Source organism: Ensifer sp. LC384 (assembly GCF_001695865.1).
In the GTDB taxonomy this organism is placed as follows: Bacteria; Pseudomonadota; Alphaproteobacteria; order Rhizobiales; family Rhizobiaceae; genus Ensifer.
Genome location: NZ_MBST01000067.1, coordinates 178,300 through 201,649 on the forward strand (window position 1 = coordinate 178,300; position 23,350 = coordinate 201,649).

Sequence of the window (23,350 nt, forward strand, 5' to 3'; positions counted from 1 at the left end):
TATGGATGTATCACGGCCATGTCCGCACCGCTTGATATCGATCAGCTGCAAACCTTTGTCGCGATCGCCGACACGGGCAGCTTCACCAAGGCCGCCGACCGGGTTTTCAAGACGCAGTCGGCCGTATCCATGCAGATGCGGCGCCTGGAAGAGCGTATCGGCAAGCCGTTGTTCATGAAGGATGGCCGCGGCAACCGCCTGACCGTCGAGGGCGACCGGCTGCTCAACTTTGCCCGCCGGATGATCCGTCTCAACAACGAGGCGATGGCCTCCTTCGACGACAATCGGCTGGAAGGCACGCTGCGCATCGGTACGCCCGACGACTACGCCGATCGCTACATGCCGGAAATCATCGTGCGGTTTGCCAAGACCCATCCGAACGTCGAACTCTACATCATCTGCGAACCTTCGGTGGATCTGGCGGAGAAGATGGCCAAGGGTGACCTCGACATCGCGCTCGTCACGCACAATCCGCGTGCCCGCGCCTCGGATGTGGTGCGCACCGAGCCGCTCTGTTGGGTAAGCTCGATCAACCATCCGCTGCCGGAAAACGCCCCGATCCCGCTTGCGGTCGGCCGACGCGATTGCCAGTGGCGGCAGGCGGCCTGTGCGGCGCTCGATGCGACCGGCAAGGAATACCAGATCCTGTTCACCAGCTGGTCCTCCACCGTGGTCGCCGCGGCCGTGCTTGCCGGCATGGCGGTTTCGGTCCTGCCGGAATCGGCACTGCGCCCAGGCATGAAGGTGCTGACACTGGCCGACGGCTTCCCCGCGCTTGCTCCCGTGCAGATCGGCATCATGAAGCGCCCGGGGCTGTCGCCGTCTTTGTCGAACGCGATTACCAACCACATCACGGCCTGTCTGGACAACATCACCCCGATCACCGTCAACGACGACATCGATGGCGATATCAAGGGCTTCCCGCGCTATCCGCGCCTGCGGCAAAGCCACATGCTTCCGGGCTGGTAAACACCGTCACATATACAACAAGGCCGCGCATCCAACCGGACGCGCGGCGAAGCAATCCGCGCCCGCATGACATGGAGGCGCTTGCCGGGGCGATCACCGGCTGCGCCCGGGCGATATGCGGCACCGCCGACGCCGCCTGATACGGCTCCGGTCAGGCGAGCTTGGCCTTCAGAAACTCCACGGTGCGGCTCCAGGCGAGGTCGGCTGCGGCCTTGTCGTAACGGGCGGCCGACGTATCGTTGTTGAAGGCGTGGTTGACGCCGTCATAAACATAGATCGTCGCGTCCTTGCCATTGCCCGTGAGCGCCTTGCGATAGGCTTCGATGCCCGCATTGATGCGTTCGTCGCGGCCGGCATAGTGCAGCAAGAGCGCCGCCTTTATCTTCGGCACGTCCTCGGCCTTGGCCTGCGCGCCATAATAGACGACCCCCGCCTTGAGATCCGGTGAATTGACCACAAGCCGGTTGACCAGCCCACCACCCCAGCAGAAGCCGATGGCGCCGACCTTGCCTGTCGACTGCGCATGCTGCTCGAGAAATGCGACGGTTGCCACAGCGTCCGCATTGGTTTCGCCGGCATCGAGCGCGCCGATCATCTCGCGCGCCTTGTCCTCGTCCGCAGGCGTGCCGCCCGATGGCGACAGGAAATCCGGTGCGAGCGCGATGAAACCCTCGAGTGCCATGCGACGGGCGACGTCGCGAATATGCGGATTGAGCCCGCGGTTCTCGTGGATGACGATGACGGCCGGCAGCTTTCCGGTCATCTCTGCCGGGCGGACCAGATAGCCCTTCATGTCACCATCGGCGCCGGGATAGGAGATGTCCTCGCCGACGATGCGATTGTCGGTGTCGGCGATCATTTCGGCCATGGCGCTGCTGGCGGCAAGCAAGGGGGCAATGGTTGCGGCGGCGGCGGCCGAGCCGGCAAGGGTCGTCAGCGTTTCCATGAAACGGCGGCGATCGAGGCTCAGATGGGTGTACTCGTCGTAAGCGTCGATCATTGCCTGCGTGATGACAGGTTTGTTCACGGCGACCTCCTTCGGCTTCCTCTCTGCGGGCAGCAGACGGGCACCGCCCGCGACAGAATAGGTCAGCGGGCGGTGTCCGACATACAAACTTGCGTTACCGCGCGTGCGCGGCGAAGGGCACGCTTCGCGGCAGTCGATCAGCCGTTGAGATCAAGCACGATGCGACCATCGATCTTGCCCTCTTCCATGCGCTCAAAGATGGCGTTGATGTTCTCGATCTTGTCCCAGGTGAAGTGCGAGGCAACCTTGCCCTCGCCGGCAAACTCCAGCGACTCCTCGAGATCCTGCCGGGTCCCGACGATCGAGCCGCGGATGGTGATGCGCTTCAGGACCGTATCGAAGATCGGCACGCACATCTGTCCCGGCGGCAGGCCGACCAGCGCCATCGTTCCCTTGGAACGCAGCATGTTGAAGGCCTGTTCCATCGCCTTGGGTGCTACGGCCGTCACCAGAGCGCCATGCACACCGCCGGTCGCCTTCTGCACCTGCTCGACCGCATCCTTGTCGCGCGCATCGACGACGAGGTCGGCGCCAAGTTTTCTGGCCAGCGCCAGTTTGTCGGGGAAGATATCGACCGCGGCGACATGCATGCCCATGGCCTTGGCATACTGCACCGCCATATGGCCGAGACCACCGATACCGGAGATCAGCGCCCACTCGCCGGGGCGGACTTCCGTTTCCTTGAGACCCTTGTAGACCGTGACACCGGCGCAAAGGATGGGCGCTGCGGGGCCGAACTCAAGCTTATCCGGCAGGCGGCCGACATAATCCGGATCGGCGAGGCCGTACTCTGCGAACGTGCCGTTGACGGAGTAGCCGGTGTTCTGCTGGCTGCCGCAGAGCGTTTCCCAACCGGTCCGGCACGGCGTGCAACCGCCGCAGGCCGTGTGCAGCCACGGCACGCCGACGCGGTCGCCCTCCTTCAGCCGTTTGACGCCGGAGCCGAGCTCGGCGACATAACCAACGCCCTCGTGGCCCGGGATGAACGGCGGGTTGGGCTTTACCGGCCAGTCGCCGTTCACCGCGTGCAGATCGGTGTGGCAGACGCCGGTGGCTTGAAACTTGATCAGCACCTGGCCGGGGCGGGGCTCCGGTATCGGCATTTCCTCGATCACGAGCGGCTTGCGAAATTCGCGCACCACGGCGGCTTTCATCGTTGCGGTCATATCGATCTCCGATGCTGTCTGTTCGACGTCGGCGCAGAGGCCTATCGCCGGGCGCAAGACGCCAGCGACAACGCTACGCTAACAACAGCCAGACTATCCGCAAAGTAGTATCGGGCAATTGATACGCATCAAGGCGCGAAGTTCATCGTCGAAAGTGTCGCAGATTTGCGCCAGTCGTGTCGGGGCGACACGAGGCCTACAGCGACCTTTGAATTGCCGCATGTTTTGTCCTGTGATCGGCTGCGATTTAAGGAAACATGCAGTCGTCAGCTCATCGCCATCCAGACGGAGAGCCAGATCCACATCCCACCGAGCGTCGCCCCACCTACCATGAACAGCGGGCGGCGGTAGCGGATGCGGTTGCTGGTGACATGGACGAAGGCATGCAGGTAGCGGGAGGCGACGAACAGCCAGGCGAGCGCCAGCGAGACGATGTTATCCGCCTCGGTGATATAGAGAAGCACGCAGCAGACGTGGAAGAGCACCGGCAGTTCGAACTGGTTGGCGATGCTGTTGCGAACGACCAGGCTCTCGCCCGGCTCGTCCCGGTTCTCGCGAAACTGCGAGGCCTGCACCTTGCCGGCGCGCACCAGGCCGACGCGGCGGATCGAAAGCAGGACGTAGAGAGCAAAAACGAGCAGCGCATGCGCCACCATCGGCCAGAAGATCTCGAAGCCCGTCATCGCTCTTACTCCACTCAACATCACATCGGAAAATCGGGGGCACCGGACGGCGCCCCCGACAAGAGACTTAGTGCGAGCCCGGATAGTTCGGGCTTTCGCGGGTGATGGTGACATCATGCGCATGGCTTTCGCGAAGGCCGGCGCCGGAGATGCGCACGAAGGTCGCACGCTCCTGATAGTCCTTGATCGTCGCGCCGCCGACATAGCCCATCGACGCCTTGAGGCCGCCGGCGAGCTGATGCAGGACGCCGGAGACGGGACCCTTGTAAGGCACCTGGCCTTCGATACCTTCCGGAACGAGCTTCAGCGTGTCGCGGACTTCGGCCTGGAAGTAACGGTCGGCCGAGCCGCGCGCCATGGCGCCGACGGAGCCCATGCCGCGATAGGCCTTGAACGAGCGGCCCTGGTAGAGGAACACTTCGCCCGGGCTTTCGTCGGTACCGGCAAGCAGCGAACCGACCATGACGGCGGAAGCGCCGGCGGCGATTGCCTTGGCAAGGTCGCCGGAGAACTTGATGCCGCCGTCGGCAATCACCGGGATGCCCGAGGCCTGAGCAGCTTCGACAGCGGCCATGATCGCGGCCAGCTGCGGAACGCCGACGCCGGCCACGATGCGCGTGGTGCAGATCGAGCCTGGGCCGATACCGACCTTGACCGCATCGGCGCCGGCGTCGATCAACGCCCTGGTGCCGTCGGCCGTGGCGACGTTGCCGGCCATGATGCGGACCGAGTTCGACAGTGTCTTGACGCGGGTGACCGCGTCCAGAACGCGCTGCGAATGGCCGTGCGCGGTATCGACGACGATGAGGTCGACGCCGGCGTCGATCAGCCGTTCGGCGCGCTCGAAGCCGTCATCGCCAACGGAGATCGCGGCGGCGGCGCGAAGCCGGCCCTGGGCATCCTTGGAAGCGTTCGGGTTGAGCTGCGACTTCTCGATGTCCTTGACGGTGATCAGGCCGACGCAACGACCGTCGCCGTCGACGACCAACAGCTTTTCGATGCGGTGCATGTGCAGCAGGCGCTTGGCTTCCTGCTGGTCGACGCTTTCCTTGACCGTGATGAGGTTTTCACGCGTCATCAGCTCGTAGATCTTCTGGTTCGGATCCGAGGCGAAGCGCACGTCGCGGTTCGTCAGGATACCAACGAGACGACCCTGCTTCTGGCCGCCACTGCCGCCGTTTTCGACAACCGGAATGCCTGAGATGCCGTGGGTCTTCATCAGTCCGAGGGCGTCCGCCAGCGTGGCATCGGGGCCGATGGTCACCGGATTGACCACCATGCCGCTTTCGAACTTCTTGACCTGACGGACCTCTTCGGCCTGTTCGACCGGCGTCAGGTTGCGGTGGATGACGCCGATGCCGCCGGCCTGCGCCATGGCGATCGCCAGGCGTCCTTCGGTCACGGTATCCATGGCCGAGGAAAGGATCGGGAGGTTGAGGTCGATATCCTGCGCGATGCGGGTCGAGATGTTCGTCTGTCCCGGCATGACTTCGGAATGCCCGGGCTGGAGCAGAACGTCGTCGAAGGTCAGAGCCTCCAGACCGGTTGCCGTTTCGATGATACGCGCCATGGCCAATTCCCTTCAATAAACGAAAATCCCCGGGAAACGGGCTGCGATTTGCCCACCGGGTGACTTCAAAGCTTGTCTTGGAAGTTGGCGAGGGCTCGTAACACGGATATGTCAGGATGAAAATAGCAAAGCCCGGGAAATGTCCCGGGCCCGGCCAATTGTTGTTGCAGAGCAACATTTTCCCTGCCGCAAAGCTCAGATATCGAGCTGATAGCTTGCCGGAACGAAGCGATAGCCCTGGTCCTGTGCTTCAACGAAACCGACGGCCGGGAACGGCATGTGATAACCGATGAAAGGCAACCTTTCGCTCGCAATCATGTCGAAAACCTTACGGCGCGACGCGGCGGCGGCAGCCTTGTCCATATCGAAACGAACCTCCCAGTCCGGCCGCTGCAGCGACAGGACATAGTGATTGGCAGTGTCGGCCGTCAGCATCATCGCCTTGCCGTCCGATTCGAGACGGAACACCATGTGGCCGGGGGAGTGGCCGAAGGCGGCCATTGCCGAAATCCCTGGTGCTACGTCGGCGCCGTCACCGATGAACGTGGCTTTCTCGGCAAGCGGCACCACCTTTTCCAACACGCCCTTGTGGCCACCTTCCGCCGGCGTGCCGACCCGGGACGGATCCTTCCAGAAGGCATATTCGGCCTCGCCAATGACGTAGCGGGCATTGGCAAAGGCCGGCTTGCCGCCGTCCATCAGCCCGCCGATATGGTCACCGTGCATATGGGTCAGCACCACCACGGAGACGTCATCCGGGGCGTAGCCGGCGGCGCGAAGACCGTCGGCGAGACGGCCAGAACCCGCTTCGCGTCCGGCCTCGCCCAAGCCGGTGTCGAACAGGATCACCTCGGTGCCGGTATCGACAAGGACCGGCGAATAGTTGTTGACCAGCGCATCCGTCGGAAGAAAATTCTGGGCCAACAGATCGGACACGACCTGTTCCGACTGGTTCGTACCGTAGGTCTCGTGCGGCTTTGCCATGACGCGCGTGCCGTCGCTGATCACCACGACCTTGAACGCGCCGAGTTTGAGAGCCCGGATGGGCGGCTGTGCTGATTGCATGTCCTGACTGTCCGTCTTTTCCTGCGCTGCGGCAAACCCGGTCATGATTGAGGGCGCCGCCAATACACCAATTGTCCCCGCCGTCATCAAGGTCCGGCGCTTCATCGACATTTCGCTCGTCATCATTTTCTCCCGAAATCACTGCCTCTTGTTATCGCTGGGCCAGAACTAGCGTCTTGACAGCAATGGACAGGCGGGATCACAGGCTTTTGACCCACAATCGTTGGTTTGGTCCCGACAAAGCCATCGGAAGCGCTAGCTTGGAGCCAAGCTGACGCCGACCGCGCCCAAGGCAAATTCGCATGAACCGTATCGTCCCGATGATCCTTGCCGTCGCGCTCTTCATGGAGCAGATGGATTCAACCGTCATTTCCACGTCGCTGCCGGCCATCGCCCGCGACATCGGCGTCGGGCCGATCACGCTCAAGCTGGCGCTCACCTCCTACATGGTGGCGCTGGCGATCTTCATTCCCTTAAGCGGCTGGATGGCCGATCGTTTCGGCGCCAAGAAGATTTTTCGCGCGGCGATCCTCGTCTTCATCGCCGGTTCGATCCTCTGCGCCATCTCCAACAGCCTCGTCGCCTTCGTGCTGTCGCGGTTCCTGCAGGGCATGGGCGGCGCGATGATGACACCTGTCGCCCGCCTCGTGCTGGTGCGCAGCGCGCCGCGCAGCGAGCTCGTCTCAGCCATGGCGCTCCTGACGATCCCGGCACTGGTCGGGCCGCTCGCCGGGCCGCCGCTCGGCGGCTTCATCACCACCTATTTCTCCTGGCACTGGATCTTCCTGATCAACGTGCCCGTCGGCATCGCCGGCCATATCCTGTCCGGCATCTACCTGCCGGAAATGGAACGGCGCAATCCGCCACCGCTCGACATTCTCGGCTTCCTGCTCGGCGGCATTGCTGCATCCGGCGTCGTCTTCGGCCTATCGGTCATCAGCCTGCCGGCGCTGCCGCCGATCGTCGGCATCGGTTCGGTCATAACGGGTTTGATCGCCGCCCTGCTCTATATCGTCCATGCACGGCGCCATCCCCACCCGGTGCTCGATCTCAAACTGTTTCAGGACAGCGCGTTTCGCGCCGCCTCGATCGGCGGCACGGTTTTCCGCATTTCGGTCGGTGCCGTGCCCTTCCTGATGCCGCTGATGCTGCAGGTCGGCTTCGGCCTCAACCCGTTTCAGTCCGGCATGATCACCTTCATCGGCGCGGTCGGCGCGATCACCACGAAGTTTTATGCGCGCCGCGTGCTCGCCTTTGCCGGCTTCCGCACGACACTGATCATCGCCGCCATCATTGCTGCGGTCACCACCTTCGCCAACGGCTTCTTCACGCCGGCAACGCCCTATCTCGTCATGATCACTGTTCTGCTGATCGCCGGTTTCGCCCGCTCGTTCTTCTTCACCAGCGTCAATGCACTGTCCTTCGCCGATATCGACGATGCCGATGCCAGCAAGGCGACGTCGATGAGCGCGGTTCTGCAGCAGATCAGCCTGGCGCTCGGCGTTGCCGTCGCCGGTGCGATCCTCGAAATCGAGACGTCGCTCAGCGGCGGACCGCTGCAGCTCGACAACTTCCACACCGCATTCATGATCATCGCGATCGCCAATCTGCTGGCGGCAATCCCGTTCCTGACGATGGCGAAGAATGCCGGCGCCTCGGTCTCCGGGCACAGGCTGCCCGTGCGCGAGATCGAAACGACGGCAGGAAAGTAATACCAACCTGTGCTGAGCGTGGGATCGTCTGCGGTCATCCGGCGAGGACTGTGACGCTGCCGGTGGCCGACAGACGGCCCACGTAAGAGGTCAAAATCAGCGCAGGTGGGTATAAGCGCTATTCCGGCCGCTCGCAGACCGCCGACAGCTTGTTGCCATCCCGGTCGCGCACGAAAGCCGCATAGAAATGGGCGTGGAACGGCCGAAGGCCGGGCGCGCCCTCGTCCGTGCCGCCATTGGCAAGCGCCGCGAGGTGGAAAGCATCGACCGCCGCGCGCGTCTCGGCTTCAAGCGCTATGGTCGCACCGTTGCCAAACGTTGCAGGCTTCTGGTTAAACGGCGTCACCACCCAGAACCGGCACCGCACGTCGCCATCGGCGCTGTAGCCGATTTCGGTATCGTCCTGCCGCTGACGGCGGTAGCCCAAGGTCGCCAGAACCGGGTCGTAGAATGCACCCGCGCCGTCGAGATCGTTGGTGCCGACCGTCACATAGAGCAGCATGGTTTAATCCGCCGCCTCGTCTTCTGCCGGTTCGTCCGTGTCGGCGACACGGCGTCCCTTGAAGCCTTTTGCGAGCAGGAACATTTCCACCGATTCGGCGCGCGAGGAGGCCGGCTTGATGTGAATGACCTGGCGGAAATTCTGCTTGAGCATGTTGAGCAGATCGCGCTCAGTGCCGCCCTGGAAGGTTTTTGCCAGGAAATGCCCACCCTCGGCGAGAACGTCAACGGCGAAATGCGCCGCGACTTCGCAGAGATGCATGGTGCGGAAATGGTCCGTCTGGCGGTGCCCCGTCGTCGGCGCCGCCATGTCGGAGATGACCAGATCCGGCGTGCCGCCGATCGCCTCCATCAGCTTTTCGGGTGCCTGCGGGTCGAGGAAATCCATTTGCAGGATGCGCACGCCGGGCAGCGGATCCATTTCCAGGAAGTCGATCGCCGCAACACGCGGATCGGTATCCGTCGAGTTGGTCACCTTGGCGGCGATCTGCGACCAGCTGCCGGGGGCGGCACCCAGGTCGATGATGCGACGGGCGCCGTTGAGAATTTTGTGTTTCTCGTCGATCTCCAGCAGCTTGAAGGCGGCGCGCGCCCGATAACCCTCGAGCTGCGCTCGCTGGACATAGGGGTCGTTGATATGGCGCTCGATCCAGCGGCGGGAGGAAGCCTTGAGCTTGCCCTTCTTGACCTTCTGGCCGAGCTTTCGGCCGCTGCGGTTGCCGCCGATCGGAGGTTTCGTCATGCCTTGTTTCCTTCGTGGCTGCTACTGCAGCACATCCCTTCGGACGTACCAGAGCCATCGTACCTGCAGATGTTTATCGCACAATTGCCTAAATCGTCTTCCGATTGAAGGAATTATGTGGTCGGGCCGCCATTACAGCGCCGCGCGTCAAATAGGACGCGCGGCGCTGTAATGCGTTAAACTTGCTGCATAATTTTATCCCTAGATCGAATCCGATTTAAGGATTTATGCAGTGGAGCTGCGCTGATGCCGGCGCGGCCGTGAGCGTCGCCAAGCGCCGTCGTCCGCCATCATGTCGGTCAGCAGGCCTTCACGCAGCCCGCGATCGGCAACACGCATGCGCGTCGAGGGCCAGCGGCGGCGGATCGCTTCGAGGATCGCGCAGCCGGCAAGCACCAGATCGGCACGATCGGGGCCGATGCAGGGGTTTGCCGCCCGCGCATCAAAGTCCCACGAAAGAAGCCGCGCCTGCATGGCGGACACCTCGTCATCGGAAAGCCAGAGCCCGTCGACGCGACGGCGGTCGTAGCGCGGCAGATCCAGGTGGACGCCGGCAAGCGTGGTCACCGTGCCAGAGGTGCCGATCAGGTGAAAGCCGTTGCCGGCAATGCCGGTTGCCAGCGCTTCGACGGGTGGGCTGTCGAAACGCGCCAGCATGCCCTCGACCTCCTGAACCATGGCCTCGAAGCTTGCCGGGGTGACATGCTGGCCGCCGTGGCGTTCGGAAAGGGTCACGACGCCGACCGGCAGCGAAGTCCAGTGGGTGATGTGGTTGGCGAGGCGGTTGGACCTGTTGTCGCCGATGCGGATGACGGCGATCTCCGAGGATCCCCCGCCGATATCGAACAGCACGACCGACCTCGTCTCGCGATCGACCAGCGACGAGCAGCCGGACACGGCCAGCCGCGCCTCGGTCTCGCGGTTGATGATCTCCAGTTCGAGACCGGTTTCCTTGGCCACGCGCTCGAGGAAGCTCTCGCCGTTCTCCGCCGCACGGGCGGCTTCCGTGGCGATCAGCCGGCTGCGGCGAATCATGCGCGCACCCAGCTTGGTGGCGCAGACCTTCAGCGCCTCGACGGCACGGTCCATCGCATCGTCGGACAACCGACCGCTGGCACCCAGCCCCTCACCGAGCCTGACGATACGCGAAAAGGCGTCCACCACCCGGAACTGGCCGGGGCGGGTCGGCTGCGCGATCAGGAGACGGCAATTGTTGGTGCCGAGATCCAGTGCCGCATAAAGCGGTGCCGGCGGCTCGCTGGCGGCAACGAAGGGCGCGCGCGGCTGGTCAGCACGCGGGGCAGACTGCCCACCGGACTGAGGCGTTCCGGGCCGGGAGGCGGTTGCAGCGTCGTTCGGGCGCGAGGTCTGCTGCCGCTCGCCCGAGGTGAGTGGCCGCCCCTGAATGCCGCGGCGATGCCGCGCCTTCCTGTTGCGCTTGTGCCCCTTCCTGTCGCCCATTGCCGGGTCGACAAGCTGCACGTCGCGACCACCCGCGGATGCGGGTGCGGCCTGAGCCTGCTGTTTTGCGGATTTCGAACGACGACGCCGTTTGCGCTTGCGCGCCGGTTCCGCATCGTCTGGTCCTGCGGGACGCCCTGCCGTGCCGGCACCGCCGGGTTGGCTGGCAATTGCAGACGACAAAGCAGACGACTTGCGCCGTTTCCGCTTGCCCTTGCCGTTGCGTGGACCCATCTTGTGTCCATCACTACGGCCTGCTGCCGACGCCCCGGATTCGGACGGCTTTTCGCCGTGATCGGGGTCTTTCACTTGTCTCAACCATCGCGCCGCGCAAAGCCTTTCGGCCGCTCAAGGCGCTTTCTCGATTTTTCGTTGAGGCGACTGTACCAGCGCAGCCCCTATTCGCCAAACTTTTTTTGAGAACCGGATTGTGCACAGCAAAGTGGCAAGGCGACTTCCCCCTGCCCGGCGCCCGCAGACAGAACGGGTTTCGAGTTCCCCGGCCTGTTCACATCGCCGCCGAGAACACTACCGTCACCGCATGTGCGATTTTTTTTGCAAAAGGTATTTGCATCGGCCGTCGTTTTGTTTATAAGCCCGCCAACCAACCCGACGGGCTTCGCCCCGACGGCGGCTTTGGGGAATAGGTTAACGGTAGACCCACGGACTCTGACTCCGTTAGTCCTGGTTCGAATCCAGGTTCCCCAGCCAAACTCTTTTACAAACAAATTCAGTTGCATGAACGTCTCGGCGAGAGTTGTTTTCGCATGCCCTGCGCCGCTGCCTTGAGGCGCTAACGCGTTCGACTGGTCATACCAGATGCGCAGCAAATTCAGTGCGCCTTTAGATTGCATTAACGATGTCTGCTTACTCTCTGGTAGGGTTTCCAATGGGGTGGGCAGATGTTTCGGACGCAAAGTTTTCTTGTTTTTCTTTTGTCGAGCGCACCGCTTGCGGTGGCCGCCGATATGGACGGGCCATTGGTCGGGGCGGACGACTACTATGAGGCGCCGGTCGAACAATCATCGCTGGGCGTGACAGGATACATCGAAGGGGCCTACGGAAGTGTCATCGACTCTCCCGGCGATATCGATGCCGACGCATGGGCGCTGCGTGGCGCCGTCAATTTCGATGCAGGCGCCGGCTTCAATCTACAGGTGGATCTCGGCTACGCCCGCGCCTCGATCGTGGATGCGGACACGAATGCCTATAACGGCGCCCTGCACGGTTATTATCGGGACAACCTCTATGCGGCTGGTGTGTTCGTGCAGGCGTCACGCCTCGACGCAGGCTTCGACAGCCACATCAACGATTATATGGGCGGCATCGAGGGCGCCTATTTTCAGGACACGTGGACCCTCCACGGTGCCGCCGGCTACGGCCAGGCAAGGTGGGAAGGTTTCGGCGCCGACCATTACATGGCGGCACTCGGCGCCCGCGTCTATGCGACCGACAATGTGCGCTTCGATCTCGACGGCGCGCTCGAACGCATCTCCGACAGCGGCATCGACTACGATGTCAGCACCCTGAAGCTGACGGCCAACTATCGCCCGGAAGCCTTCCCGGTCACATTGTTCGGCGGTTACAAGTACGCAGACGAGGAGGTTTCCGGCTTCGGCTCGTCGGTGTCGGGCGACAGCAGCACGATCTTCGGTGGCCTGCGGTTCTCCTATGGGTCGAACAGCATCAAGGAAGAGGAGCGCCTGGGACCGATCTGGTCAAACAACAGCCGATCGTTTTGACCGCGAGACGTATCAGCCCATGGCGCCCGCGTCGCTGCACACCGACAAATCGGATGCCGAACATCACGGCGATTTTCCGTGGGCACCGACGGGTCATCTCTTGCGGGCCACGATATAGGGACGGTTGTCGTTGCCCTTGGTTGCGTGGCTTTCAGCGGCGAGGATATCGAAGCCTGCGGCATGTATCAGCTGGCTTAGATCCGTTGCCCGAAAGATACCGGCGTTGGGTGCCTTCCCGAGCGCGCGCATCGCAGGCAACAGGGCAAGCCGGATGAGTGGATTCATATCTCCGACGCAGGGCGTCCTTGAAAAATCGCTCTACCAACCATGCAAGCATCAACGGTGGGTGAAGCGGACGTGTAGATTTGAATGAGACCGCCGACACCTTGTCAACGCCGCCTGCAACTGCCACGCTAGTCCTTGCGTGATTCACGGTTACATATGGGAGGGCACATGGCTCATAAGTTCGAGATCTACAAAGACAAGGCTGGCGAATATCGGGTTCGCTTCAAGTACAACAGCGAAGTGATGTTTTCGACCGAAGGCTATTCAAGCAAGGCAAGTGCTCAGAACGCCATCGATTCGATCAAGAAAAACGGACCGAACGCGCCTGTTGAAGACAACAGCCAAGCTTAAGTACATTCACAGGAGAGGCCCGCTGATGCAGATCGGCGGGCCTCTTCGTTTAAGTCGGGCAACTTGCCCAGCGCCCGATCTGGACGCTCATTTCAGGCTGGATGCGCCGCCACCACAGCGGGCCTCGAGCATGTCGCGCAAAAATGCGCGGCGGTTTTGTGATAACGACATGCGCAAAAACAAGAGCTTAAAGCGCGGCAAGCGAATCCTAGAGATCGCGACGTGCTTTAGAGCAGGCCACGCCTGGCGAGGTTGCGCATCAGCGCGGCCGTGCCGAACGTCCAGGGTGGGCAATCCGTCGACAGGCGCACAGTATTCGCCAGGCTGCCGAGTTCGGCATTCGAAATCGTCACCACGTCGCCGATCTTGTGCGTGAAGCCCTGCCCCTTTTCGTCGCGGTCTTCGACCGGGGCAAACAAGGTGCCCATGAACAGCATCAGCCCATCGGGATACTGATGGTGCGGCCCGATGGTCTGGGCGACGAGGTCGAGTGGGTCGCGACTGATCTCCGCCATGCTGCTCGTTCCCTTCAGGCGGTAGCCATCCGCGCCTTCGACCAGCAGCTCGAGTTCGGCCCTACGCACATGGTCGATCGTGTAGGTCTCGTCGAACAGGCGGATGAAGGGACCGATCGCGCACGAGGCATTGTTGTCCTTTGCCTTGCCGAGAAGCAGAGCGGACCGGCCCTCGACGTCGCGCAGGTTGACATCGTTGCCGAGTGTCGCGCCCTTCACACTACCGTTCGAGGCGACGGCCAGCACGATTTCCGGCTCCGGATTGTTCCAGCGCGAGATGGGGTGGAGGCCGACATCGGCGCCTGAGCCGACCGATGACAACACCTGCGCCTTGGTGAAAACCTCGGCATCCGGACCGATGCCGACCTCCAGATATTGCGACCAGACGCCCTCCTCGATCAGCGCGGCCTTGACGCGGGCAGCCTCCGGCGAACCGGCCTTCAGGTTTCGCAGGCTGTCGCCGATGACGGCGGTGACGCGCGCGCGTATGGCCTCGGCACGGGCGGCATCGCCGGCCGCCCTCTCTTCGATGACACGTTCGATCATCGAGCGCGCAAAGGTGACGCCGCAGGCCTTCACAGCCTGGAGGTCGCAAGGAGCAAGCAGGCGAAGATTCGACTTTTCGCCCTCCCCCGTGACCAAGTCCGCCACCGATGCGAGCCGTTCGCCATCCAGCTGACGGATATGAGCGACGGGCTCGGGAAGCTCCAACAGGTCGCGCATGGTGGGCGCCTGTTTCGAGGTGATGTCGACAATCGCGCCATCCCTGACGGTCACGAGCGCCGGCCCATCGATATCGAAACGCCACACCCGCCCGACAAAGGTTCCGGTTCGGTATGCCTCGTGCGTCATGATCGCCTCCCAAAGAGACGACTTTCTTGCAGCGAAAACAGCGGGCTGTAAAGCGTTCGCGATCAGGCCGGTTGTACCCGGTGGAACATTGCAAGTTTTCGCGCGTTTCCTGTTGCAGAGCGCGTCCAGTCGGGCATGCCAGGTTCGCAACGACCGTTTGCAACCGCACAACCCGGTCCTCTGCCTTTGCCGAGGCCGTTCCGGCCAGGCAGGACCCATAGGCCGAAGGACGCCTAGAAAGGATGTGAACGCGATGAACCAACATGAAGAGTTGAGGGAAAAGCCGCTCATCGACCCGGTAACAGGTCAGCCGACACCGATGCCGACAGACCCGACGCCGGTCCGCGCCAAACGCAGCAGCTGGCCGCTCATCATCATCCTGCTTGCCGGCCTCGTGCTCGCGTTGATCGCCTGGCTTCCAGCAGAACTGACGCGTGATACGACCGAGACGGCAACGCCACCGGCCACGACCGATCAGTCGACAACGGGCCAGACGGCGACACCGCCGGCAGCGGATACGACGACCACTCCGCCGGCCGATACGACCACCGCGCCGTCCGGCGGAACGATGACCGCCCCGGAAACGACGCCACAGCAAGGCACAACACCGCCTGCAACGGATGGAACGACAACACAGCCGGCACCGGCCCAATAACGGTGCTGTCGCAACGCCTCGCCTTTGCCGGAAGAGAGCTCTTCCGGCAAAGCGTCACTTGCGCAGATCGCAACGAGATAACCGGCCTCGGGACAAATCAAGCGCGAGCGCGCGCCGAGCGCAAGTTGGACGATCTGGATGAATAAGGGCGACGCCCCTAAAGCGGCGTCGCCGCCAGGTTCGCGGTCAGATTCTCCTCGAGGAGGCGTCAACCATCGCGTCCCATCCGGCAGCGCAACAGTCGGCGATCGCCATCAGGGTCTGCCGAGCGGCCCCGTCGCGCGCATGGATCGACATTCCGTGCTGGATCGAGGTGACATAGGCGGCGATTTCGTCACAGGCCGTCCCCGCAGGAAGATCGCCTTCCGCCACGCCGCGCTCGAGCCGGCGCTGCAATGCGGCCTGCTTCCGCAGCCGTCGGGCTTTCAGATCGTCGCACACCGCCGCGTCGCCACCCTCCATCTGCGGGGCCGACAGGACCACCATGCAGCCGCGTGGCTCGGGCCATTGGGTAAAATTCTCAGCCGACCGTCTCAATAGCTCATGCACCGCCTCCTTTGCCGTCGGCGCGCTATCGAGAAACTCCCAGATGCCGGCGCCGTCGGTGCGGCCATAGAGATCGACGGCTTCAAGGAAAAGCTTCGCCTTGCTGCCGAAGGCGGCGTAGAGGCTCGGCGGATTGAGCCCCATCACCCGTGTCAGATCGGCAAGCGAGGTGTTGTCGAACCCCTTGTCCCAGAAGATTTCCATCGCGCTCTTCAGCGCTTCCTCGCGCGAAAAGTTGCGGGGTCGGCCGCGGCTGGACATCGCGTGAACTCCTTTTCTGTATCGATCAATACATAATTGACTTGACAGTGCGAGACAAGTTGTTCGGTATATATGTATCGATCACTACAAATACGGAGAATAGGCGTGTCGAACTTGAAAAACAGGATAGCGTTGGTGACGGGCGGCGGACGTGGCATAGGTGCGGCGATCGCCAGGCGGCTGGCGAGCGAAGGCGCCATCGTCGCCATCACCTACGGGCAATCGCAGACAAAGGCTGATGCCCTGGTTGCCGAGATCGAACAGTCGGGCGGCAAGGCGCTCGCCGTTAGCGCCGACAATCGGGATGCCAAGGCGGTTGAGGCTGCCGTCAAGACGGTCGTCGAGCGACACGGCCGCATCGACATTCTCGTCAACAATGCCGGTATTTATGAAGGAGCCGCCATTACGGACGTCACCGCGGACGATTTCGACCGCACCGTCGACGTCAATGTGAAGGCCGTGGTGCTGGCCACGAGCGCTGCGGCAAAACATATGCCGGAAGGCGGGCGCATCATTTCGATCGGCAGCAATCTGGCGCAGCGCGTTCCGTTTCCGGGCATCAGCCTTTATGCGCTCAGCAAGTCGGCGCTCATCGGCTTTACCAAGGCGGTCGCGCGCGACCTGGGTCCGAAGGGCATCACGGTCAACATCGTCCATCCCGGCTCAACGAATACCGACATGAACCCGCAGGAGGGCGAGCATGCGGATCCGCAACGCGGCCTGATGGCAATCCCGCGGTTCAACGATGCCAGCGAGGTAGCCGGTCTGGTCGCCTGGCTTGCCGGGCCCGAAGCGCGGGGCGTGACCGGCTCCGAGTTCACCATCGACGGCGGCACGAACGCCTAGAGCTTTTCTAGGAAAAGTGCGAAGCGGTTTTCCGTCAAGAAATGCGTAGAAACAAAGAGAGATAGCGTTTCCGCAACTCCGTCTGAACCGGAAACACTGTAGCAACAAGACCCACGGCAAAGAGGCCGGAAGCGATGCTCCCGGCCTCTTTCGACGATCGGAAAACGATCAGGAGAAGAAACGTTCCGGGCGATAGGGGACGATGTCGATCACCGTCTTCTCGCCGGTCATCGCTTCGGCGAGCGCCCGGCCGGTGACCGGGCCGAGCGTCATGCCGTGATGGGCATGACCGAAGGCGAACCACAGGCCCTGGTGGCGCGGCGCCTTGCCAATAATCGGCATCATGTCGGGCGTGCACGGGCGAGCGCCCATCCACGGTTCTTCGTCGCGGCGTTCGGCCAGCGGGAAGAACTCGCGCGCCACGCGCTCGGCGCGGGTAAGCTGAACCGGCGTCTTCGGATCGTCGCGCCAGGCAAATTCCGCACCCGTCGTCAGGCGGATGCCGCGCAGCATCGGTGCCAGGAAATAACCCTTCTCGGCATCCAGCACCCAGTTGTTGAGTTGGGCGCCCTCCTGCGTGCCGTAGTGCATGTGATAGCCGCGCTTGACGGCAAGCGGGAAATGGTAGCCGAGCTTGCGCGTCACGGTATCGGCCCAGGGGCCGAGCGCGACGACGACTTCATGCGCCTCGAGCGGCCCTTCGGGGGTCGCCACCCGCCAGCCCGGGCCTTCGAGGATGTGTTCCACTGTCGCCGCGTCGCCGGAAACCAGCCGGCCACCGAGCGACTGGAAATAGCTGAGATAGGCCTTGTTGAGGCTGTGCGGATCGCGGATCGACCAGGGATCGCTCCAGCGCAGGCCGCCAACGAGATCGGCCCTGATCGAGGGCTCCATGGTCTTCAACTCGCTGGTCGAGAGCTTCTGGTGATTGACGCCGAAACCGGTCGACAGTTTCTCGGCATCCTTGTAGGCAGCGTCACGCTCCTTCTCGGTGCGGAAGACCTTCATCCAGCCATCCTTGCGGATCAGGTCGCCCGCGCCGGAGGCATTGATCAGATCCTCATGCTCGGCGATCGAATTTTCGATCAGCGGCGCATACATGTGGGCGATGCGCTGGTGCTGGGTGAAACCCGAATGCCACCAGTAGCGCGCCAGGAACGGCACCAGCCCTGGCAGGGCGCGAATGTGATAGTGCGCGTCGATCGTATTGTTCAGCGCATAGCGGAACAGTGCTCCGAAATCATGGGGGAAGCCGTAGGGAAACACGCCCTCGCGCTGGATCAGGCCGGCATTGCCGTAGGATGTCTCTTCGCCTGCACCGCGACGATCGAGCAGCACCACCGACTTGCCGCGCCGCGCCAGATGGATGGCCGTCGATATGCCGACAATACCGGCGCCGAGAACCACTACGTCAGTCTTCATGTCCAGGTGCCCCGCTACTTGATCAAGACCACCACAGCGATGCACGCCGCTCGGCCCAAGCTACTTCTTCTTCAATCCATTCATGATCTGCTCGAGATAGCCGAGCGTACCAGCCAGGGCAAGGGATGCAACGGGAGCATCGCGACATGCAAAAGGGACGAAGTCTTTCAACATTCGTCCCTTGTTGATTTCCTAAAGCGGATCAACACCTGGATCAGGTTCTACGCATGAGTCCCGCCACCAGCGAGATCACCAGGAAGGCGAGGAAGAGGAAGAACAGGATCTGTGCAATACCGGCGGAAGCGCCGGCAATACCGCCAAAACCAAGTACACCGGCGATGATGGCCACTACGAGAAAAACGATAGCGTAGTAAAGCATAGGATATCTCCCTGTCTGCGTCGCTGGAGATGAAACGTCATGGCCATCTATTTTGTTCCAGCGCCAACGCAAGATTGGACGAAACCTTTGAATGCAATAGGGGAGGCTGGAAACTAACTATTAACCACGATAATCAAAATAGTCCCAGTTTGGCACAGCCGAGACGAAAATCGCCAGGAACCTTCGAGATAGTCCTACGTTGTTCCCTCAAGGAATGAAGCAGGTTCGACATGAAGATGCCAATGTCACATATCTGGAAGTCCACGGCTGAAACGGCGCGGCGAAACGCCGAGTTGCCGGACAGCAATCTTCACATCGGTAGAACGATGCGCGATCTCTACGCTCACAACGCAGACAAACCGAGTCAGAACTTAAACAACCTTCTCGAAAAACTGAAAAAGGCCGAGCCCAAGCCGAAGAGATAGTCGCGCTGCACCGTTCTTCAGACAAGACCTACTGCATATTTCCTTAAATCGGATCCGATTTAAGGATAAAATTATGCAGCAAGCTTAAAGTGTTACAGCGTCCTTTGCGCGTCAAATTTGACGCGCGGCGCTGTAAAAAGCCAAACGCCGCGGCGGTTGATATCCGCAGCGGCGTTTGCTTTTGGCTTTTCGAGCCGATCAGGCACGCTTCTCAGTGGCGGGAAGCCCACTCGTCGATCTGGCGCTCAGCCTCATCGCGGGCGATGCCGTAACGGGCCTGGACGCGACCAGCCAACTCCTTGCGCCGACCGTCGATGATGTCGAGATCGTCATCCGTGAGCTTGCCCCATTCGGCCTGGGCCTTGCCCTTCATCTCGGTCCACTTGCCCTGAATGATATCCCAGTTCATGCGTCGCTCCTTTCAGCACGGCAAAGAGAACAGGCATGACAAGTTCAGTTGCGGAATTTCGGCTTTTCGTCCGTGCGCGCGGCAATGGCGTAGGTGCCGTCGCCGGCAATCACCTTGACTTCAAGCTGGCGCGACGGCGTGATCCGCCACTCGATCGTCGCGTCCTCTACGAACAGGGCCGGATCGACTTCGGCACATTTGCCGTAGGCGCTCTTGAACGTCTTTCCGACCTCTTCGATCGACGGCGAAAGCAATTCATGACATTCCTCGACGGTCTCAAAGCCGACGACCGGTGTCGGAACCTCACGGCAGGCGGCATCGCCCTGCATGCAGCCGACGAGGACCATGATGGCAGCGATATGTTCCATCCGCATGCTCCTTTCATCAAGAACTTGAACAGCAAACGGTTATGGACGGCGTGGAGTTCCACCGAGGTCCATCAAATTTTTGTCGGAAGCGTCGCGGGCTCGCGCGGTGGGCCCGGATTTTTCCGGGGAAGCGGGTGGAGAGAACCGCTGAAAACCCGGACGATCCCGCTGTGAGATCCGTGGCGGGTCGAGCGCCGTTGCGGCCGGCAAGCGGCAGGTCTCGGGAAGAATCCGTTCGATGGAACAAATTGCCGTGATCGTCGTTTCCACAGCAATAACAAGCGCCGCACCCGTGGCGATACCACAAGGGAGACATTGATGAGCGGCGCAGGTCCGCCCGTTGCGAGCAATCCAAAGGTGGTTAAGATAGGCCCGAGGCCCTGATCAGGGCCGGCGTCGATAACGGGTGTTCGCCTTTGCGAACGGCCTCATTGTCGTCATTCTGTTCGTCCTCAGTCCCTCGCAACCGGTCTCGGCCAAATGCATCCTTCAATGTTCAACGAAGCAAACCTCGGATAGGAACGCGTCATGAAGAAGATACTTATCGTAGCAAGTCTGATCCTCCCCCTGGCGGCCTGCACGCAAACGGAGAAGGGTGCGGCGATCGGCGCGACCGGCGGCGCGATCATCGGTGGTGCCGCAACGGGCAATGTCAGAGGTGCTGCAGTCGGTGCAGCTATCGGCGGTGTCGCCGGCGCGCTCATCGGCAATGCCAATGAACCGGGACGTTGCATCTATCGCGACCGCTACGGCCGCCGCTATGAGGCCGCCTGCTAAGGCGAAAGCTTCGAAAGATTTCGGGAAACGGGCTTCGGCCCGTTTCTCATGCCTTACGCTTACACCACGGAGCGAACTTTGTCGTCGGTGCGGCTCAGCGCCTCGGCATCATCAAGCTTCTGCAGAAGGTCAATGAAAAGGTCAGGCACCGGCTCCTGTTCGATCGCACGATAGAGCGCCTTCAGCTTCGAACCGATCAAGCCGTTCGGATCTGAACCTCTCGCAGCCCTCGCCGTTTCCTCTTCCCCAAAGCCACGCTCGTCCACAGGATCTTTCATCCCACAATCCCTAAGCCAGACGGCGCTCGAAACACCTCGAGTGCGTCACTGTTGCCAGCTTCCCATAGGCCGAAAAACGTGTTCAAAACATTCACGTCTTTCGCAGGATGCGCACTGTCCTCAGAAAACAAGCGAATCACTTCAGACCCAAGGAAGTACTTGATGTCACTTTCGACCCGTATTGCACCACACCTTCCCTTTCTTCGCCGTTACTCCCGCGCCGTCACCGGTTCGCAGGCCGCTGGCGACGGTTATGTGGCTGCGGTTCTGGAAGCGTTGATCGACGACATCAATCTTTTCCCGGAGAGCTCCAACGACCGGATCGGCCTCTACAAGCTGTTCTGCTCGCTGTTCGAGAAAGTCTCCATCGACCGGACCGAGAACGCCTCACCCTTTGCCTGGGAACAGCAGGCCGCCGCCAATCTTTCGCTGATCGCGCCTGCGGCGCGGCAGGCGTTTCTGCTCGTGTCGGTCGAAGGATTCTCAATCGCCGATGCCGCCGAGATCATGGGGCAGAGCCAGGCGGCGTTTTCCAAGCTGCTGACCGTCGCTTCGGAAGACATTTCGCGTCAGGTGGCAACAGAAGTTCTGATCATCGAGGATGAACCGCTGATTGCGCTCGATATCGAGGACATGGTGACGAGCCTCGGCCATCGTGTGACCGGCATTGCCCGCACCCACAAGGAAGCGCTGGACCTCTACCGCAAGACGGCGCCGAAGATGGTTCTGGCCGACATCCAGCTCGCCGACGGCAGCTCCGGTATCGACGCGGTCAATGAGATCCTGAAGGATGCGGCGGTGCCGGTGATCTTCATCACCGCCTTCCCCGAGCGCCTGCTGACAGGCAAACGGCCGGAGCCGGCCTTCCTGGTGACCAAGCCTTTCAACCCGGATATGGTCAAGGCGCTGATCAGCCAGGCCTTATTCTTCGATGAGCACGCTCGCTCGACGCGCGGATAACGCTGACGTTGCGCAGGTGTCAGGCCGGCAGCTGCCGTTCCGGCGGCTGTTCGCGCACCTCTTCGAAAATCGTCATGGCGATCAGCGACAACGGCAGCGCCAGCATGGCGCCGACCGCGCCCCACATCCATGTCCAGAAGATGATCGCAACGAAGACGAGGAACGGGTTGACCTCGAGCCTGTTGCCCAGGATCGACGGGATCACCAGGTTTTCCATGACAAGATGCACCACGAAGAAAGCCGCCGCCGGTGCAAGTGCCAGCAGAATAGGCTCGTGCGTCATCAGCCCGCCGACCAGCAGAGCCAGCGTCATCATGGTCACGCCGAGATAGGGGATGAAGCTGGAGACGAAGGCGAACAGACCCCAGAGCAACGGCATGGCCAAGCCACCGACCAGCGCGATTATCATGGTGACGACGCCGAGCGCCAGATAGATCAAGCTGGCGATGGAAAAATATTGCGCAAGCGCGTTCTCGATCGCGTTCATGATCCGGATCGTGCTCAGACGCCGCTCTCGGCTGGTAAAGGCAAGGATGATGGTTCGGCGCAGGTGCAGGCGCCCAAGCAGGAAGAGCCCAAGCGCAGCAAGGAAAATCAACGTCTGTATCAAGGCTGGCGTCAGCCCGCCGGCGACAGCTCCGAGCACTGGGCCTGCATTCTTCATGACGGTGTCAGCGAGCGCGTCGCTTCCCGCCCCTCGTGCCAAGGCCAGCCGCAACCATTCGAAGCGCTCGATGAACGGCAGCACACGCTCCACGACCCCTTCCGCCAATGCCGGTGCCTTTTGCGCCAAGTCCGTCATTGGACCAAGCAGAGCGCTGACCACCGATGCGAGACCAAGGATGAAGAAGAGCGCCAGCAACAGCCCACCCATGATCGGTGGAAGGCCGAACTTTGCCAAGCTGTCGGCGGCACGGCCGAGCACGATGCCGACGACGACCGCCAGCGTGATCGGCATCAGGATGGTTTCCATCTGGTAAATTGCAGCTGAGCCGGCAATGACGAAGACGCCGATGACGCTCCAGGCCACCATCAGGTCGATGCCGTCTCGCTGCGGCTCCGCCGGCAGCGCCGCCTCTGCCGATGCCTTCTCCTCCTCGGCAATGCGTTTCAGCTTATAGCAAGCAGCCGTGTGGCCGGATGTGTCCAATGCCGTCCCTCGCCTTCGTTTCGTAACGCGCAATCCTGTTGGGCGGACCGGATCGTTCAATGTCGTTCGGGCGGGAACACAAGCAGGGTGAGCGACAGAAGCCCGAGACCGAGGACGATGACCAGAAGTGTGTACGCGACATCGGTGGCGGTGTCCGGGACGAAGCCAAAACCGATCAGTAGACCGGCAAAAGCGAGCACGCCGATCCGCGGCAGCCAGTAGAGCATCGACTG

25 protein-coding genes, 1 tRNA gene and 1 pseudogene are annotated in these 23,350 nt (G+C 61.9%); 9 read left to right on the forward strand and 18 right to left on the reverse strand.

The window, feature by feature from the left end; genetic code table 11:
- Positions 1-18 precede the first annotated feature (18 nt).
- A complete protein-coding gene (locus tag BC363_RS30040; protein ID WP_025426032.1) occupies positions 19-969 on the forward strand; it encodes a LysR substrate-binding domain-containing protein in 951 nt (316 codons plus the stop codon).
- A 151-nt stretch (positions 970-1,120) separates the two neighbouring features.
- On the opposite strand, the gene BC363_RS30045 is transcribed toward BC363_RS30040, so the two are convergent.
- From BC363_RS30045 to BC363_RS30065, 5 genes are all read right to left on the reverse strand, one after another.
- Positions 1,121-1,996 (reverse strand): dienelactone hydrolase family protein, encoded by an 876-nt coding sequence (locus BC363_RS30045; protein ID WP_065783044.1) that lies wholly within the window; start codon positions 1,994-1,996, stop codon positions 1,121-1,123.
- Between the two features lie 137 nt (positions 1,997-2,133).
- Entirely contained in the window at positions 2,134-3,162 is a 1,029-nt protein-coding gene (gene adhP / locus BC363_RS30050) for an alcohol dehydrogenase AdhP (RefSeq protein WP_065782882.1), read from the reverse strand.
- Positions 3,163-3,428: 266 nt separating this feature from the next.
- Positions 3,429-3,845 (reverse strand): MAPEG family protein, encoded by a 417-nt coding sequence (locus BC363_RS30055; protein WP_065782884.1) that lies wholly within the window; start codon positions 3,843-3,845, stop codon positions 3,429-3,431.
- A 67-nt stretch (positions 3,846-3,912) separates the two neighbouring features.
- Positions 3,913-5,415, reverse strand: a complete 1,503-nt coding sequence (guaB, locus tag BC363_RS30060; RefSeq protein WP_065782886.1) for an IMP dehydrogenase — start codon at positions 5,413-5,415, stop codon at positions 3,913-3,915.
- 195 nt (positions 5,416-5,610) lie between these two features.
- Positions 5,611-6,603 (reverse strand): MBL fold metallo-hydrolase, encoded by a 993-nt coding sequence (locus BC363_RS30065; protein ID WP_065782888.1) that lies wholly within the window; start codon positions 6,601-6,603, stop codon positions 5,611-5,613.
- Positions 6,604-6,782: 179 nt separating this feature from the next.
- Here BC363_RS30065 and BC363_RS30070 point away from each other — a divergent pair, with 179 nt between their 5' ends.
- Positions 6,783-8,192 carry a DHA2 family efflux MFS transporter permease subunit gene (locus tag BC363_RS30070; RefSeq protein WP_065782889.1) on the forward strand — a complete coding sequence of 470 codons (1,410 nt, stop codon included), beginning with the start codon at positions 6,783-6,785 and terminating at the stop codon, positions 8,190-8,192.
- A 118-nt stretch (positions 8,193-8,310) separates the two neighbouring features.
- Here the strand turns inward: BC363_RS30070 and BC363_RS30075 are convergent, their stop codons facing one another.
- The 3 genes from BC363_RS30075 to BC363_RS30085 form a co-directional block, all read right to left on the reverse strand.
- Positions 8,311-8,694, reverse strand: a complete 384-nt coding sequence (locus tag BC363_RS30075; protein WP_065782891.1) for a VOC family protein — start codon at positions 8,692-8,694, stop codon at positions 8,311-8,313.
- A 3-nt stretch (positions 8,695-8,697) separates the two neighbouring features.
- Positions 8,698-9,435, reverse strand: coding sequence for an RlmE family RNA methyltransferase (locus BC363_RS30080; protein WP_065782893.1), 738 nt, complete (start codon positions 9,433-9,435; stop codon positions 8,698-8,700).
- 225 nt (positions 9,436-9,660) lie between these two features.
- Positions 9,661-11,205, reverse strand: coding sequence for a Ppx/GppA phosphatase family protein (locus BC363_RS30085; protein ID WP_065782896.1), 1,545 nt, complete (start codon positions 11,203-11,205; stop codon positions 9,661-9,663).
- A 328-nt stretch (positions 11,206-11,533) separates the two neighbouring features.
- Between BC363_RS30085 and BC363_RS30090 the strand changes: the two genes are divergently transcribed.
- Both BC363_RS30090 and BC363_RS30095 read left to right on the forward strand, forming a co-directional pair.
- Positions 11,534-11,607, forward strand: a tRNA-Gln gene (locus tag BC363_RS30090).
- A 191-nt stretch (positions 11,608-11,798) separates the two neighbouring features.
- Positions 11,799-12,638 (forward strand): hypothetical protein, encoded by an 840-nt coding sequence (locus BC363_RS30095; protein WP_065782898.1) that lies wholly within the window; start codon positions 11,799-11,801, stop codon positions 12,636-12,638.
- Positions 12,639-12,731: 93 nt separating this feature from the next.
- Here the strand turns inward: BC363_RS30095 and BC363_RS30100 are convergent.
- Positions 12,732-12,947 (reverse strand): annotated as a pseudogene (locus tag BC363_RS30100) (SAM-dependent methyltransferase); the annotation flags it as partial.
- Between the two features lie 144 nt (positions 12,948-13,091).
- Here BC363_RS30100 and BC363_RS30105 point away from each other — a divergent pair.
- Positions 13,092-13,274, forward strand: a complete 183-nt coding sequence (locus BC363_RS30105) for a YegP family protein (protein WP_025426020.1) — start codon at positions 13,092-13,094, stop codon at positions 13,272-13,274.
- Positions 13,275-13,501: 227 nt separating this feature from the next.
- Here BC363_RS30105 and BC363_RS30110 read toward each other — a convergent pair whose 3' ends face one another.
- On the reverse strand, positions 13,502-14,641 hold the full coding sequence (locus tag BC363_RS30110) for a fumarylacetoacetate hydrolase family protein (RefSeq protein ID WP_141690485.1): 1,140 nt from the start codon (positions 14,639-14,641) through the stop codon (positions 13,502-13,504).
- Between the two features lie 244 nt (positions 14,642-14,885).
- On the opposite strand from BC363_RS30110, the gene BC363_RS30115 reads away from it, so the two are divergent.
- Complete coding sequence (locus tag BC363_RS30115; protein ID WP_065782903.1) at positions 14,886-15,296, forward strand: hypothetical protein; 411 nt, start codon at positions 14,886-14,888, stop codon at positions 15,294-15,296.
- Positions 15,297-15,482: 186 nt separating this feature from the next.
- Here BC363_RS30115 and BC363_RS30120 read toward each other — a convergent pair whose 3' ends face one another.
- The gene (locus BC363_RS30120; protein WP_065782905.1) at positions 15,483-16,103 is read right to left on the reverse strand and encodes a TetR/AcrR family transcriptional regulator; all 621 of its coding nucleotides are present in this window, start codon (positions 16,101-16,103) and stop codon (positions 15,483-15,485) included.
- Positions 16,104-16,202: 99 nt separating this feature from the next.
- Here BC363_RS30120 and BC363_RS30125 point away from each other — a divergent pair, with 99 nt between their 5' ends.
- Entirely contained in the window at positions 16,203-16,949 is a 747-nt protein-coding gene (locus BC363_RS30125) for an SDR family oxidoreductase (protein WP_161952501.1), read from the forward strand.
- A 168-nt stretch (positions 16,950-17,117) separates the two neighbouring features.
- On the opposite strand, the gene BC363_RS30130 is transcribed toward BC363_RS30125, so the two are convergent.
- The 4 genes from BC363_RS30130 to BC363_RS30150 all read right to left on the reverse strand — a co-directional run bounded on the left by BC363_RS30130 (position 17,118) and on the right by BC363_RS30150 (position 19,952).
- Positions 17,118-18,371, reverse strand: a complete 1,254-nt coding sequence (locus BC363_RS30130; RefSeq protein ID WP_065782910.1) for an FAD-binding oxidoreductase — start codon at positions 18,369-18,371, stop codon at positions 17,118-17,120.
- A gap of 214 nt (positions 18,372-18,585) precedes the next feature.
- Positions 18,586-18,750 (reverse strand): DUF1328 domain-containing protein, encoded by a 165-nt coding sequence (locus tag BC363_RS30135; RefSeq protein ID WP_065782912.1) that lies wholly within the window; start codon positions 18,748-18,750, stop codon positions 18,586-18,588.
- A gap of 636 nt (positions 18,751-19,386) precedes the next feature.
- Positions 19,387-19,584: a CsbD family protein gene (locus BC363_RS30145; protein ID WP_065782914.1), complete on the reverse strand. Its 198-nt coding sequence runs from the start codon at positions 19,582-19,584 to the stop codon at positions 19,387-19,389.
- 44 nt (positions 19,585-19,628) lie between these two features.
- On the reverse strand, positions 19,629-19,952 hold the full coding sequence (locus BC363_RS30150) for a hypothetical protein (protein ID WP_065782915.1): 324 nt from the start codon (positions 19,950-19,952) through the stop codon (positions 19,629-19,631).
- 528 nt (positions 19,953-20,480) lie between these two features.
- Here BC363_RS30150 and BC363_RS30155 point away from each other — a divergent pair.
- Complete coding sequence (locus tag BC363_RS30155; protein ID WP_065775524.1) at positions 20,481-20,729, forward strand: glycine zipper domain-containing protein; 249 nt, start codon at positions 20,481-20,483, stop codon at positions 20,727-20,729.
- 59 nt (positions 20,730-20,788) lie between these two features.
- On the opposite strand, the gene BC363_RS30160 is transcribed toward BC363_RS30155, so the two are convergent.
- Positions 20,789-21,007, reverse strand: a complete 219-nt coding sequence (locus BC363_RS30160; protein WP_065782917.1) for a NepR family anti-sigma factor — start codon at positions 21,005-21,007, stop codon at positions 20,789-20,791.
- Positions 21,008-21,169: 162 nt separating this feature from the next.
- Between BC363_RS30160 and BC363_RS30165 the strand changes: the two genes are divergently transcribed.
- Positions 21,170-21,967, forward strand: coding sequence for a response regulator (locus BC363_RS30165; RefSeq protein WP_065782919.1), 798 nt, complete (start codon positions 21,170-21,172; stop codon positions 21,965-21,967).
- Between the two features lie 19 nt (positions 21,968-21,986).
- Here the strand turns inward: BC363_RS30165 and BC363_RS30170 are convergent, their stop codons facing one another.
- Complete coding sequence (locus BC363_RS30170; RefSeq protein WP_065782921.1) at positions 21,987-23,117, reverse strand: AI-2E family transporter; 1,131 nt, start codon at positions 23,115-23,117, stop codon at positions 21,987-21,989.
- Between the two features lie 56 nt (positions 23,118-23,173).
- Entirely contained in the window at positions 23,174-23,344 is a 171-nt protein-coding gene (locus BC363_RS35660) for a hypothetical protein (RefSeq protein ID WP_202618638.1), read from the reverse strand.
- Positions 23,345-23,350 lie beyond the last annotated feature (6 nt).

Excerpts from the sequence above, each read along its gene's own strand:
- BC363_RS30040 (WP_025426032.1), top strand. The coding sequence starts at position 19 with ATGTCCGCACCGCTTGATATCGATCAGCTGCAAACCTTTGTCGCGATC.
- adhP (WP_065782882.1), bottom strand. The coding sequence starts at position 3,162 with ATGACCGCAACGATGAAAGCCGCCGTGGTGCGCGAATTTCGCAAGCCG.
- BC363_RS30055 (WP_065782884.1), bottom strand. The coding sequence starts at position 3,845 with ATGACGGGCTTCGAGATCTTCTGGCCGATGGTGGCGCATGCGCTGCTC.
- guaB (WP_065782886.1), bottom strand. The coding sequence starts at position 5,415 with ATGGCGCGTATCATCGAAACGGCAACCGGTCTGGAGGCTCTGACCTTC.
- BC363_RS30065 (WP_065782888.1), bottom strand. The coding sequence starts at position 6,603 with ATGACGAGCGAAATGTCGATGAAGCGCCGGACCTTGATGACGGCGGGG.
- BC363_RS30070 (WP_065782889.1), top strand. The coding sequence starts at position 6,783 with ATGAACCGTATCGTCCCGATGATCCTTGCCGTCGCGCTCTTCATGGAG.
- BC363_RS30075 (WP_065782891.1), bottom strand. The coding sequence starts at position 8,694 with ATGCTGCTCTATGTGACGGTCGGCACCAACGATCTCGACGGCGCGGGT.
- BC363_RS30080 (WP_065782893.1), bottom strand. The coding sequence starts at position 9,435 with ATGACGAAACCTCCGATCGGCGGCAACCGCAGCGGCCGAAAGCTCGGC.
- BC363_RS30095 (WP_065782898.1), top strand. The coding sequence starts at position 11,799 with ATGTTTCGGACGCAAAGTTTTCTTGTTTTTCTTTTGTCGAGCGCACCG.
- BC363_RS30105 (WP_025426020.1), top strand. The coding sequence starts at position 13,092 with ATGGCTCATAAGTTCGAGATCTACAAAGACAAGGCTGGCGAATATCGG.
- BC363_RS30110 (WP_141690485.1), bottom strand. The coding sequence starts at position 14,641 with ATGACGCACGAGGCATACCGAACCGGAACCTTTGTCGGGCGGGTGTGG.
- BC363_RS30120 (WP_065782905.1), bottom strand. The coding sequence starts at position 16,103 with ATGTCCAGCCGCGGCCGACCCCGCAACTTTTCGCGCGAGGAAGCGCTG.
- BC363_RS30130 (WP_065782910.1), bottom strand. The coding sequence starts at position 18,371 with ATGAAGACTGACGTAGTGGTTCTCGGCGCCGGTATTGTCGGCATATCG.
- BC363_RS30135 (WP_065782912.1), bottom strand. The coding sequence starts at position 18,750 with ATGCTTTACTACGCTATCGTTTTTCTCGTAGTGGCCATCATCGCCGGT.
- BC363_RS30145 (WP_065782914.1), bottom strand. The coding sequence starts at position 19,584 with ATGAACTGGGATATCATTCAGGGCAAGTGGACCGAGATGAAGGGCAAG.
- BC363_RS30150 (WP_065782915.1), bottom strand. The coding sequence starts at position 19,952 with ATGGAACATATCGCTGCCATCATGGTCCTCGTCGGCTGCATGCAGGGC.
- BC363_RS30155 (WP_065775524.1), top strand. The coding sequence starts at position 20,481 with ATGAAGAAGATACTTATCGTAGCAAGTCTGATCCTCCCCCTGGCGGCC.
- BC363_RS30160 (WP_065782917.1), bottom strand. The coding sequence starts at position 21,007 with ATGAAAGATCCTGTGGACGAGCGTGGCTTTGGGGAAGAGGAAACGGCG.
- BC363_RS30165 (WP_065782919.1), top strand. The coding sequence starts at position 21,170 with ATGTCACTTTCGACCCGTATTGCACCACACCTTCCCTTTCTTCGCCGT.
- BC363_RS35660 (WP_202618638.1), bottom strand. The coding sequence starts at position 23,344 with ATGCTCTACTGGCTGCCGCGGATCGGCGTGCTCGCTTTTGCCGGTCTA.